Origin of the sequence: Stieleria magnilauensis (assembly GCA_007753675.1) — a bacterium.
Taxonomy (GTDB): Bacteria; Planctomycetota; Planctomycetia; order Pirellulales; family Pirellulaceae; genus Stieleria; species Stieleria magnilauensis.
Genome location: CP036432.1, coordinates 5,167,839 through 5,181,968, shown reverse-complemented (window position 1 = coordinate 5,181,968; position 14,130 = coordinate 5,167,839). Strand labels below are relative to the sequence as shown.

The following is a 14,130-nucleotide window of genomic DNA, read 5'->3' as shown; positions in this document are numbered from 1 at the left end:
TCAAAGATCCTGTTGATCGGAAAAATCGATCAGCGGATTTTCGTCGACCCAGCGATCGCGTGAGGTGATCATCAAGCCGGGGAAGAAGCTGATTCTGGTGCCGGCGCGTTGGATGCGCCGACACAGTTCAACGTCTTCGTGTTCATTCCAGTACAGGTCTTCGCACCAGGGAAACTGTTGCCAGAACGATTTGCGGATCAACGTCACGCCGCCGGGGACATAACTGAATCGCGAATAATCCCGGTAGTTCAGCAATCCGCCCTGGCACCAGCTGTGGTTGTCGCCGCGGACGACACCCCAGTCGAGGGCGCGTTTCCCGTCGGGTAACTGTAGACGAACCGCGGCAATGCCATAGGCCCAGCCCCAGCTGCGGAAGGCGGCGAAGAACGACTCGGTGAAGGCGAAGCGGTCGTGACAGACGACAATGTCGCTGTACGCGGCGTCTTGGCAAATCAAATTCTTCTTGCGTGTGATCCAGCCCAGATCGTCACGCTCGCTGAATTGGATTTGCCGCACGTCGTCGTGCCCGTCAAAGGCTTCGATCTTGTGTGGCGCGATCAACACGATTTCGTAGGGAACGTCACAATGCTTCCGTGCGGTGTCGACCAATTCGTTCAGCTCTTCCATCCGATCACCGAGCGTCAACACGCCGATCGTCAGCCCCGTCATCGGTTCGGTATGCCAGGGGGCGTCTGCTCGCAGACAGCGATAGCGGAGACTCCATTTGGAAAAACCCTTCTCCGTGCCTTCGCGTGGGTTCTGGCTTTGGTAGGTCAGTTCGAATCGCCCGGCGGCGACCTGGTTGATGACGGCTTTTAACCCGAACCAAGTCAAATGCTGGTTGTCGTGAAAAACGAATTCGATTTCGGCGTCGGGCTGGATGTACTTCAAGCACTCCGAAACCGTCAGCAGATAGAAACGGTTCAGGTTGGGATTGGTGATCCGGATTTTTTTGGCGGCGGCAATGTTTTCCCGCATCGGCCAAAGGTTGATCGAATTGTCGTAGGGGACGACGATATTGGTCCGGCAGGGGGCGGAATCCGGTTCGCCGTGCAGTGCGGTGATGACGAGATCTGGAACCCAGTCGCTGGTGATCACGTCCTGCTCGGTCGGTGACGACGCGTTTGACGCGCCGCTCGCTTTGAGCTTGGTGGTGCCCAGGGTTGCCCGGATCTGTCGCTTCAAGACCTTGGGAGCGGCCTTGCGAAGAATCTTGCGTTGCAGGGACGCGGTGAGATTGGAGCGGAACCAGGACAGCGACGCTCGAAAGTCTGCACTGGAAATTTGGGACACGTCTTGAATCAGTCGTTTGTTTCGATACAAGTCGCCACGCAACAGGAAGTTGTCGAAATCGGCTTTGCTGACGAACAGGTCGACGTCGTTTTCACTCAGAGATTCCCGCCACTGCTTCATCAGGTCGGCGTGTTCGCTGTAGTGCTGCCGCCATTTCGTCGTCGTCGTCGAATCTTCGTGTAAACGCCACGCGTAGTTTCCGGCGGTGGCGTAACCGGCGAATTGGCGTTGCCGAACGGATCGCAACAGGAGATTGGCAAAGAATTCCCAATCGCACAGGAAACTCCAGTCTTCACGCATCCCGCCGACGCTGTCGAGCGCCTCCTTGGTGAACAACATCCCCGAGGGCAACGCCGTGCTGATCGAGAGGAACTGGCGAAAGTAGTCGGCCGGTTCGACCAGTCGCAGGGTCGGCGAATCGTTCCAGCGGATTTCGTCTTCCTCGTGGAACGGCAGACAGTCCTGGAATAGCAGACTGATCTCGGGAAACCGTTCAAATTGGTCGATTTCCCACTGAAAACATCCCGGCCGCACCAGGTCGTCGCTGTGCAGAATTCGCAGCACCGAGCGGGTGGCCGCGAACATCCCCTGGTTGGTGTTGGCTGCCTGACCGAGACGCGGTGAGCTAAACACGTACTCGGCGGTGCGGCCGGTCCGATCGCGGTACTGGCCGACGGCAGCTTCAATCGCCTGCTGATCCTCCGGTTTCGTCGAGTCGTCGGTGACGATCAGCTCAAAGTCGTCACAGGTTTGAGCCTCGATCGAGGCGAGCGATTTGGAAAACAGGTCCACTCGACCGTGGGTTGGCACGATAACGGAGAGTCGTTGCGAATGCCCCATCGGCAGATTCCTTTACGCTTGGCGATCGATTGCAGGTGAGTGCAGCTCTGGGTTGCAGCTTGAAAGCCGAATTGTACGGACATTCAGGTTGCCCCCATAGACCGATCGAAGCAGCCCCGGAAAAGGGGGCGGGTCGCAATGGCACGGGCACCAGCGCTGGTGTGCAGGCTTCAGCCGCCCATTGTCGCTGCGGAGCAGCGACCGAGAATCGCCTGAAGGCTAGACACCAACGTGTGCTGGTGTGCAGGCTTCAGCCGCCCATTGTCGCTGCGGAGCAGCGACCGGGAATCGCCTGAAGGCTAAACACCAACGTGTGCTGGTGTGCAGGCTTCAGCCGCCCCGTCTCGCTGCGGAGCAGCGACCGAGAATCGCCTGAAGGCTAGACACCAACGTGCGCTGGTGTGCAGGCTTTAGCCGCCACGTCTCGCTGCGGAGCAGCGACCGGGAATCGCCTGAAGGCTAAACACCAACGTGTGCTGGTGTGCAGGCTTCAGCCGCCCCGTCTCGCTGCGGAGCAGCGACCGGGAATCGCCTGAAGGCTAAACACCAACCTGCGCTGGTGTGCAGGCTTCAGCCGCCCCGTCTCGCTGCGGAGCAGCGACCGAGAATCGCCTGAAGGCTAGACACCAACGTGCGCTGGTGTGCAGGCTTCAGCCGCCCCGTCTCGCTGCGGAGCAGCGACCGGGAATCGCCTGAAGGCTAGACACCAACACTTGTGGCCGTGCTACAGGTGATCGACACCCGTACTAGAAAGGCAACCGTTTCAAGAAGTTCAGCCCAAAGCGGCCGTAGTCTTGTCCGTCGACGTCGCCGTCCAAGTCGGAGTCGAATTGCGGGTTGTAGTCCGGGTCTCCGAGGCCCCTGAGAAAGCTCCGGCCGAACCGGCCGTAGTCTTGCCCGTCGACGTCACGGTCGCCGTCGGAATCACCATACAGCCGGAAGAATCGATCCGTCGCCGATTCACCGAAGGCAAAATCGTCGTCCATGACAATCCCCACGTCGGAACGAACCTGGCTGCCGTTGATTGCCATCTGATAGTTCCCGTTGTCAACCAACTGCGACAGGAATCCGAACGTTACGATGGTTCGCCCCGACGAATGATCAACAGAAAAGCTGGTTTGCGGATCGGCCTTGAGCGGGTCTCGGTTGTGAATCTGAAACGCCGAGGCCAAGTTCGGTTCGGCCAGGATTCCGTCGAACGTGACACGCAGCGATGTCAGGTGCGAACGCGACATCTGGCCTTCATTGACGTCGACGTTGATCACCTCGGGTACGTTCAAGACCTGGATATCAAACGACTTTTCTAAGCTTTGATCGGTCGAATCGGTGACTCTGATTCGCAACGACAGCACGTCGTCCAACGTATAGTCGATCAATGCGTGCTGACGCAGGTAGAGTTCGGCGCCGACGACGCGGAACATCGCGTTGTGACGATCTCCTTCACCAGGGACCAATTCATAGACGTGCGTGTCATTGGGTGACAGATCCAATGTCTGCAGCGTTCCCAGCAAGACATCCATTGGCGAGGTGTCGACCGATTCCACCACCGAATCGACGGAGAGGAGAATGTCGGTGGGGGCGGCGATCGCATCGAGAAACATGAGACTGACCGAGCCTTCATTGTCGGCGCCGGCGCGACGGTTTCCAAACGCCAAGTCCATTTGCCCATCACCGTTGATGTCCCCGATCGCCGCAAGCGACTCGAGCGTGGCGAATTCTGGGTGGCCGGCTTCGTCTCCGATCGCCGTGTAACCCTTGACGGTTCCATCGGAATTGAGAAAGACGACGAACGCGGCCCCCACGTTTGCAGCCCCGCTGAATGAGTGACGCGCGGCGCCGACCAGTAAGTCGTTGACGCCGTCGCCGTCTCGGTCTCCGATCGCCGCGATCGACGAGCCGAAGTTGCTGGAGTCTTTCAGGACAGGTGATTGGAGATCCAACTCACTGATCTTGTGGTGGGTTTTCACCGTTCCGTCCATGTTCATCCGCAACACGTAGACGGCGCCGCCGGAAGCATGCGAGGTGGAGTCGCCCTCGGCGCCGACTGCCAGATCGATGATGCCGTCGCCGTCAATGTCTCCAATTGCCGTGACCGACGAGCCGAATCGGTCGGCCGGCGTGTAGGCAGGCCCGTTGCCGATCGTGTTGGTGATCAATTGAGAGCGAAGACCAGACCCATTCACGGTGCCCCAAACGATGTGGACGCCTCCGATGCGCGAACCGGTGACACTGAGATCGCCATCCGAGACGGCGAAATCAGGCAGCCCATCGCCGTTGAGGTCCCCGATCGCGGCAAGCTTCTCGACGGAGATCGATTCGAAATTGAGATACAGTCGCGGATCGTCGTGATCCTTCACCGAACCGTCCGCATTGAGCAACACGATGCTCAAGGAACTCGTCCCGCTGCCCCCGTGCGAGAGGGAGAGAACGGCCAGGTCTGGCACCCCGTCATGATCGATGTCTCCTGCCGGTGCGACACCGATCCCGAAGCGATTGTTGCGATAGAACGCGGTCCCCGCCCCGTCGGGCAAGATCTTTTGCAGCGTTTTGACACTGCCATCGGCGTTCAATAGCAGCACATAAACCGCGCCGGCGTCGGATTGAAAACCGTCGTCTTGCATCGCACCGACCGCGATGTCATGGATGCCGTCGCCATCCACATCGCCGATCGCCGCGACCGATGAACCGAACGCGTCATTGGGGCTCAGATCAGGACCGCCGCCGACCAGATCGGCAATTTCGACGGTGTTCGCTCCCGAACCCAGGCCGGGCTGCAGGACGGAAACAAGGTGGTCTTCCGTCTCGCCCGCCGTTCCCGTGCCGACGGGCCCGACAGAACTGACGTCATGACCGTAACGCAATCTCAACACCGTAGAACTTTGCAGTGAACTCGGCACGGCGGGAAAGGTCAGCGTGATCGGTGTCCGCAACGTACCGATGCCGACGACGGCTTGCGCCGACTCGGACGGTTCGAACTGGCCGTTTTGGTTGTAGTCAATCCAGCCCACCAACTCGGCGGATTGGGCGGTCAGATTCGTCGCGACCACCGAAATGGTAGGGGCGACGCCGGTCGTCAGTATCAAATCCCAAGGGCTCATCACGCCGTCTTCGTCGTCGCGAGCCGCATCGCGATCGTCCGCCGTCGCAACGGCATTCTGGTTCGTCCCGTCATCCCCGTCGGCAAAGTAGCCGAGGTACAGTCCGGGTGTGAGGATGTTGGAGGGGCCACCGTCGGCGGCGACGGATTGATAATCGCCGGGGCCAACGCCACTGGCCGTATCCGGTGCGTCACCGAAATCGACACCGGTGTCGGCCGTTTCGAACGTCCAACGCTCGTCGGTGATGCCCTGGAACGCGTCGCCATCGCCGTCTCGAAACACGCGCGGCTCGACCAAGGCGTAGACGGCGGCATTGATCGGCAAGTCCTGTGGAGGATCGATCGTGACGACGTTGCCGTTGATCGTCACCGACGGTGAACTGACATCGATTGTCGCAAGGACCGAGTCGTCGCTCGCCAAGACAATGCGGATATCTCCGGCACCCTTAGAAACGTCACCGTCAAACGTCAACGCCAAGTTCGCACTCGGATCGACCATGGCCGTCCCTGCCGCCGGTGTCTGAGCAAGTAATTGGGGCGCGATGCCGTTGATGTTTTCAAACCAATGCATTCCGTTGGGATAGCGATCCGATGCGATGTCCAAATCGGCGTCGCCATCAAAGTCGACAAGAATCAAGTCGCTGCCGCCAAGCGGTTTTTCGGCCAGCAAGTGTCGGACGAACTGTTGATTGCCTTGGTTTTCCAGCCACAAATGCGTGTGGGGAGCGGTGGGGCTGCCGCCTTGCGAAGCGAAGGCCAGGTCCGTGTCGCCGTCGCCATCGAGATCGCCGCTACGGATCGCCCGCGGGGCAAACACGTTACCGATGACCACTTGGCTGAACGCCTGGTTGTCATCGTTGAGGAACAGTCTCAGCACCGAACCTTCACTGGCAACGATGTCGATGTCATGATCTCCGTCTAGATCGACCGCATGTACCTGGGAGTAAAAACCGGCGTCAAGCACGACCTGATTGAACCCGGTGGCGGTATTTTCGAACCAGCTGAGTCCGTCATCGCCGGCAACGATATCCAAGTCGCCGTCTCGGTCAACGTCGATCACTTCCATGTTTGCAGCCGAGACGTTTGTCAGCAGCGTCTGCGCGACGAAGACGCCTCCCTGATTCTCAAAGTGTAAAACGGTCGCGTCGGATCGGTACGTCATCAGATACACGTCCAAATCGCCGTCTTGGTCGGAATCTGCCAGCACCAGTTGTTCCACTTGAGTGATTCCAGAGGCAATCGTCATCTCTTGGAAATTCTGGGCGCCGTCGTTCCGAAACCACGCGACTTCCTTGTTCGAGAAGGGTGACGCAGCGACGATATCGACGTGTCCGTCTCCGTCGATGTCACCGACGGCGACTCGGGTCGCGGAGAGGCCGCTGCTGATTTGTCGGGATGTGAACTGGCCGGTTCCGTCATTCTCTAGCCAGACCAAATTTGAAAACGGTCCGTCGGGAAAGACGACGTCCGTGTCACCGTCGCCGTCCAGATCGACTGCGGCAAGTCGCGAACCCCGGACGTTCGCATCTTCGAAGATGATCTCGCGAGTGAAGTCGGTCGACGAGGCGGCTGGCGGAAGGATGGCAACGCGATAGTCTTCGACTTCTCCGTCACTCGCCTCGCCGCCGGGAGCCAACTGGCCGGTCGAACTGATGCGGACCCGTGCGTAAGTGTCGCTGCCCGCCGCCGAGGGTGGCACCATGAACTCGATCGTGTGGATCCCCTGAGTGACCGGAACCGAATCGGCGATCCTTTCAAACGCTCCAGCCCAGACACCGTCATGATCGAAGTCGATCCAAGCGTCGATGAAAGCTTGTCCGCTGATGTTTTGCGCGTCGACCACGATGGACGCCGTATTCGATCCGGCTTGCAGGTTTTCGAACGTGACACCGTCTTCATCGTCTTCGCCGGCCAAGTCATCCGCATCGGCCTGCGCCGACGGCACCCCATCGGCCTCTCCGTCCCGACGTGCACCGAGTCGAGGCCCGGTCGCGACGTGCTTCGCGCCGCCTTGGGAATCCAGGACTCGGTACGGAGCGGGGGCATCACCGAAGTCCATCCCCGTGTCTGCTTCGGTGACCCCTGAAAGATCAATCAGATACTCGCCGGACGTGAAGTTCCGCGCGAACACACGCACGGTGTGCGAGGCATCACTCGTTGCGGTGAATCGAAATTGATCTTCGACGTTGGCGTCCAGGAGAATCGTGCCCAGCGATGATCCACCCGGCCCGAGCACTTCAAACCCGAGATCCAACGGGTTGTCGATCAAACCCGGTTCGGTCCAAGGCACCTGCAGATGGATTGTCACTTCGTCGCCGACTTGCGGGAGGAAGCGGAAATAATCTTCGTCGCCATAATCGACGCCCGAGTAGTCAACGAGTTGCAACGCATCGACATCATGCAAGGCGACGACCGTCTTGCGAAGTGAATCACTGTGTCGGATCAACCTGGATTGTCCGCCGAGCGTCGTCTGGTCGATGAGCGATGAATTCGGCCCATCGGCAAAGACACGAACCAGAACGTCTTGGGGCAATCCGTTGGGGACATCGGTAGAGCCCCAAGGCGAGATCACCACTTGGATCGAATCGTCGACCCGAACGAGTCGACTGGGAGACCCTTGGACGCCCAGATCAATCGTCTTGACCAGATCCATCGATGACGCGTCGACCACGTACAAGACCGCCATTGCGCTGGTGTCGCGTCCGGCGACGTACAGGTAGTCGCCCGACGAATCGAGAGTCATGGCGACGTTCCGTTCTAAGCCGTTCGCCGTTCCGCGAATCGACGTGTTGGCGCCATCGATCAACACCGATGTCACCGAACCGCCGTTCTCGCTCTGCACGTAGACGACTTTTCCGTCCGGCGAGAAGAGGGCTTCGGTCGGGAATGAACCGGCGCGGACCCTGGCGATCTCGGTCTCACCGGCCGTATCGACAAGCACCAGTTCGCCGTCTCGTGAAACCGGAACCGCCAAGATGCTGCCATCGGGAGACAGCGTCAAACGCGTGAAGGAGGACGTCGTGCCGTTCGCGGTGTTCCCCACAGGCAAGACGCTTGTGGCCTGTGTCGCGGCACCGTTGACGTCAAAAAAATGGATCGCGTCGGAGTCGTTCGAACCGGTCGAGACGGCATAGGCCTTCGCGCCGTCGCTCGAAATCGCAACGTCGCGCGGTCGCGTACTGACCGGCAAAGTTGCCTCGACGGCACCGGTGACCAAGTTGACAAACGCAACGGGATTGTTGGATTCGTAGGATGATGCCGCCACGGCATAGGTCGCGTCGGGCGTGATCGCCAGGCTGTTCGGTTCAAAGCCGAGGTCGATGTAGCGGGTGACCGTGTTGGTCACCAAATCAATGACGGATAGATTGTTCGAATCCAAGTTGGCGGTGACGGCGATGGTCTGATCCGCCGAAAGCTGCATTCCCATCACCGTGTCGCCTTCGTCCGCCGCCCCGGCCGTGCGATCGGCCAGCACCGAGGGTGTCGATCCGCTGAGGTCGATGACCGTGTAATCTTCATCCGCAAAGGTCGACGCTTGGATCCCTTTCAATTCGGTCGGACTGGTCGCGACCAGTTCATGCCACAAGAAAGTCGGCAGATTGCCCACTTTCGTTTGCGTGGCGACATCGATCACTTGACGCGAGAGAATGAATTGGCCGTCGTGGGTCAAGGCAAAGGCTTTGGTCGATCCTTGGTCAATCGAACTGCTGACCGACCCATCGGCCAAATCGATGAAAACGAGCGCGTTGAATCCCCCCGCCACCAGGTATTGATCGTCAGGCGTCAGCAACGTGTCATCGTCCCACAGGTCGGGACCGGCGATGTCGCGCAGCTTGACGTTTGTCGACAAATCAATATCGGTGATGGTGCTGTCGGTCACGCCGTTTCGACTGGTCGCAAAGACCTTTGATCGATCGGAGTTGATCGCCAGAGTTGGCCTGCCGTTGGGGACCGCGATGGACGCCAGTCGGTTCCCCGTCGAGAGCTGGTAGATGTCTACGGATCCGTCACCGTCGATCAAGACCGGAATCGCGATCTTGAGATCGTCACCCGAGATCACGAAGTCGCTGTAGCGGCGCAACAAGCGTTCCGATTCAAAGCCTGTTTGCCAGGAGATCTGTCCGTGGCCGGGGACGGAAAACGCGCGGGTTTCCTGCATCGTGGCGAGCGAGATGACGGCGAACTTGTCGTCGCCGCTGGCCACGATCGCTTGACCGCTGTCGGATGTGACGTGCACGCGATACGGCCACGAGGCCGAGAGGGGAATGTCGGCGACCTTCGTGAAGTTGGCCAGGTTGATGACGGAGACGGTTCCGCTGTCGGTGTTGGCGGTCAAGGCATACGCACCGTCGGGCGTCACTTCGACATCAACCGCGCGGCCGGTCGCAATGTCCGCGACAACGTTACCGGTCGACGATTCATAGACCAACACGTTGTGGCTGTAGGGGTGTGCGATCAAGTAGTGCAGGCCATCAGGCGTGTAGATGACGTCGCGGATTTGATCTCCCTCGGGAGCAGAATCAAGCGAGATCAGTTCCGTGACTGGTGAGCTGTCGATCGCTTGCGATTGGATGCCGATTCCCGGGCCCGACGAGCCCGTTCCACCGACGTGTCCGATGATCCGATCGGTGCTGCCAAAGGCTTGCGCGTTCACCACCGAACCGTTGCGGTCAGCGCCCGATTGGTCCTGTTCAAAACTCGCGTCGACGATTGCCGACAACACATAGTCGGCTGGACCGACACCGTTAATCTGAACAAACCAATCTTGGCCGACGGTGTACTGCTCCGCGTCGATTTGCAACGCGTCCCCGTCGCGGACGCCGGTCGCGACCGTGGATCCGTCACTCCGGTGCAATGAGAGCGAGGCTTCGGATTCTTCGGGCAATTGAAGCAGAAATGAAACCTGCGAGCCGCCGGGAGGGCTCAAACGGTACCAGTCCGACGTCAAGCCGCCATCGAGACTTCCACTGACAGTCACTTGATCGTGCGATGGGCCGGCAACCCAAGCTGACTCGATTGACTCCGCGTTGGCCAGCGAGTCATTGCCGCCCGCGCCGGACGCCGCCGAGTCGCCGGTTTCGATGGCCGATCCCACGCGGACCTCCAATTCGTATTGACCGGCCGTCGACGCCGCGTTCTCCACGGAGAGACGGTAGGTGCCCGCGTTGGCGGCCCGAAAGCTTGACAGCAGCGTGGGTTCGCCGGGTGCGGCCGAGGCGAGCACGACTTGCGATCCGCTCGGGTCGATGACTCTCAAGTTGGCGTGACTGGCATTCGGCGGGGTGCCCGCTCGAGGCGTCACCCGGATGCCGGCAATCTGCCCGGCTTCCATCTCGAACGAGTATTCGTCGCTGTCACCCGCGTCATGAAAGAGCCCGGGAACCGTTGCGGCCTGGATACCAACTCCGGGTGCTCCGACTGTTTTAAAGCGGTCTGCGAGATCGATCGAACTGAGATCCAGCACGTAGGTCCGCGAGAATCCTTCGATGGGAAAACCGTCGCTGTCGGTGATCGCGCCGGGGGCAATCGAAACGGACAGGTTGGATTCGTTGTGGAGTTCGGCGAAGGTAAAGCGGACCGTGTCGTTGTCCAGGATCGTGTAGCCGTCCACACGGCCGTCGCTGAGCACGATGTCTTGATGTGTTAGCGAACCGGGCGAGAAAGGCTCGGTGAAGTCGATCGTCAGCGCCGGAGCGGACACCGACAGCAGCCCGCCGGCATCGGGAGTCGTGCTTGCAACACGCAGCGGCGTCGGATCGAAATAAAACGTATTGTCCAATCCGGCCACTCCCGCGCCGCTCGATGCCTGGGCCACGGTGCCGGCGGTGATCGAAAGCGTCTGTGCGCCTTCGGTGGTCACCGGTGTCGAGCTGAAATGAAATTCAACGGTATCGTTATCGACAAACGAAAAGCTGTCCGCCGGGATCGAATTGACTCTCAAGTCACTCGCGTTCACGCTGGCCAGATTCACCGCGTCGGAAAAATCGATCGTGAATTGAGTGGGAGCGACGTCGAGCAATTGAGACTCGGTGGGAAACGCGGCGGTGGCGAAGAACCCCATCCGCTCGACAGCGGCCAAGGCATTGACCAATCCTCCCGTGACAGTCTGGCCGGCGAGTGATGGCAAGGCGACCGAACCGCCAAGGACGGCGTCACGAACCTTGGTGTAACTCGCATTCTTGTCCGTCGACCAAGCCAACGCGGCAACACCGGCAACGTGTGGACTGGCCATCGACGTTCCACTCTTGCGGCCGTACTGGCCGCCCGGCACGGTACTGTAGATGTTCGAGCCGGGGGCACCCACATCCACCGTGGTCGGTCCCGTGTTTGAAAATGAAGAAAGCGATCCCGAAGAGGTGATCGATGCGACCGCGACGATGTTGTCATGGTCGTAGCTGGACGGATAGTGCGGCGTTGTATCGTTGTCCTCGGAATCATTCCCTGCCGCCGCGACGAACAACATCCCTTGACTGCGGTTGGCTTCGATCGCATCGTCCAGCGATTGCGAGTAGCTGCCGCCGCCCCAGGAATTGTTGGTCAATTGGATGTCGACTCCGTAGTCGCGTTTCATCATGTTGGCGTATTGAATCGCTTCGACGGCCCCCGACGTCCGCCCCGTTCCGCCGCGACCGATAAACTTGAGCGCCATGATTTTGGCGTTCCAGTTGACCCCGACGACGCCTTCGGCGTTATTGCCGACCGCGGCAATTGTCCCGGCGACGTGCGTCCCATGGCTGTGATCATCAAACGGATCGTTGTCATCGTTGTAAAAGTCCCAGCCATAGATGTCATCGATATAGCCGTTGTTGTCATTGTCGATGCCGTCTTCCACGCACGTCCCATTGCCCGCCGGACATTCGATCGGATTGACCCACATGTTGTTCCGAAGGTCGGGGTGCGTGTAATCGACGCCGGTATCGATGACACCGACGACCAGACTGCCGGATCCGGTCGTCAACTCCCAGGCTTCGGGGGCATCGATGTCCACGTCGGAGCCGTTGTTCAATCCCCACAGTGAATGGAACGAAGGGTCGTTGGGAGTCAAATCAAGTTCGACGGCATAATCGGGTTCGACGCTGCGGACTTCCGGAATCTGCGAAAACGCGTCCAGCATCGCCCTGGTCATGATCACGTCTTCAAACGCATACACCCATTGATCGGTGTTGTCGGTCTGCGCGATCCGCCGTATCGGGTTGCGCCGCGCGAGCAATCGGCGGGCCAGGTCGCTGGCACCGCGGGTGTCATAGAGGTCAAAGGGATTGTGCGATCGCGAGTCGGCCGACGGATCGGTCGATTGCCCGTCTGAATCTGGTGGGGCCGCGGGTCGGTCCAGGTGCACAATCCATTGGCCTTGCACGACCTTGGCGACGTTGCCGTCCCAGAGAATTTCGCCGACATCGCTTTGCGGCGCATCGCGTTGCGGCGCATCGTTGTCGTCAAACGCGGTCCACACCGCCCCGGGGGAATCTCCGTCACGATCCGATGGTGTGTCAACGGAAAGTTGTGCGGCAAGCAGGCAGCGCCGTTCCAAAGCTTCCAGCCGCAGGGGACGACCGGCGACGGCCCGATGGTGTCGTCGAGAAGAGGAACGGATGGACGAGCGAGAGCGGATCTGGATCGGTCGAGTCATTTGCCTTGGCCGTGACAAAACACCTGGCATTCGTCCGTGAAGCGGCCCGTGGGAGAAGAACAAAACTGAACAGGCGTCGATTGTACCGGTCAGTAAATCCGCGATGGGGCCGGTTGACCGATTCAAGATCGCGGGAGTTGACACTTCGCGTGTGAGAGAGAAGAGCGGAGACTCTGCGGCTGTGGCGTGCCGTCGAAGTGCTTGCAATCGACCCCTGTCCCGAATCTCCACTTTTTTTCTGATTTTGGGGGGCGATTATGCGGATCGTGCTGGCGGATGGTAAGATGCTCTGCCCATTTCCGTGAGAGCGGTCTCGAGGGACCCCTCTCACTGAAAGAGAAAACGTCCCCCCCTTTTTTGCCTCCCTTCCTGTTGGAGATTCAACGTATGTCTCGTTTGATGTTGCCTTTGGCTGTCTTTGGTTTGCTGGTTTGCTCGGTGGTTTCGGCTGAGGAGCAGACGAAGAAGAAAGCTGCGAAAGGTTTGAAGGCCGGCGATTCGATCGGCGCGTTCTACGTCACCAAAGTTGCCGGTGCCGAGGATGACGGTGTCGAACAAGGTGAGCAGCTTTGCTATCGCTGCAAGTATGGTTCACGCCCGATGGTGATGGTGTTCGCACGTGACACCGGTGGCAAGCTCAACGAATTGGTCAAGGAAATTGATGCGGCCGTCAAAGCGAACGAAGACGCCGAACTGAAAGGCTTTGTCACGTTGATGGGCGAAGACGCCTCGGCACTGAAGGAAACCGCCGCCAAAGTCGCACAGACTTCCGGTGCCACCTCCGTTCCCGTCGTGATCGCCAAAGACAACGTGACCGGACCGAGTAACTACAAGATCGACGAAAAGGCGGCCATCACGGTTGTCTTGGCCAACGACAGCAAAGTGGTTGCGGCACGCAAGTTCAACACGGCCGAAAAGGTCAACGTTGCCGGTGTCATGAAAGTCGTTAACAAGATGCTCAACTGAGCACCGATTGCTGGTTGCGTTGAAATCAAGTCGCGCACTTCACGTGCCGACCGGATGAAACGTGATGCAAATCTACCGATAGCACGGTCGTGAAAGCGACCGTGCTATTTTTTTTCGATCGACAAGACCGGAGGGTTCGCGGCCTATGCCACCGTACAGTGATACGAATCGTGTTAGCGGAACGGCGCGAGCCGTCCGGTTTCGGCGTTGAAAACGCATTAACGGACCGGAGGGCTCGCGCCCTGCCGCTAACAATGCTTCACTGCGTTGCCCGTTGCGGTTGGTTGGAACACTCCGAGCGTGT

The 14,130-nt window shown here is 59.4% G+C and carries 3 protein-coding genes; 1 reads left to right on the top strand and 2 read right to left on the bottom strand.

Annotation, left to right across the window (positions count from 1 at the left end; translation table 11 throughout):
- Window positions 1-2,133, bottom strand: coding sequence for a glycosyltransferase family 2 protein (locus TBK1r_RS18090; protein ID WP_145213535.1), 2,133 nt, complete (start codon window positions 2,131-2,133; stop codon window positions 1-3).
- A gap of 746 nt (window positions 2,134-2,879) precedes the next feature.
- Window positions 2,880-12,860: a S8 family serine peptidase gene (locus TBK1r_RS18085; RefSeq protein WP_419581487.1), complete on the bottom strand. Its 9,981-nt coding sequence runs from the start codon at window positions 12,858-12,860 to the stop codon at window positions 2,880-2,882.
- A gap of 387 nt (window positions 12,861-13,247) precedes the next feature.
- Between TBK1r_RS18085 and TBK1r_RS18080 the strand changes: the two genes are divergently transcribed.
- Window positions 13,248-13,826: a hypothetical protein gene (locus tag TBK1r_RS18080; RefSeq protein ID WP_145213528.1), complete on the top strand. Its 579-nt coding sequence runs from the start codon at window positions 13,248-13,250 to the stop codon at window positions 13,824-13,826.
- The last annotated feature ends 304 nt before the right edge of the window (window positions 13,827-14,130 follow it).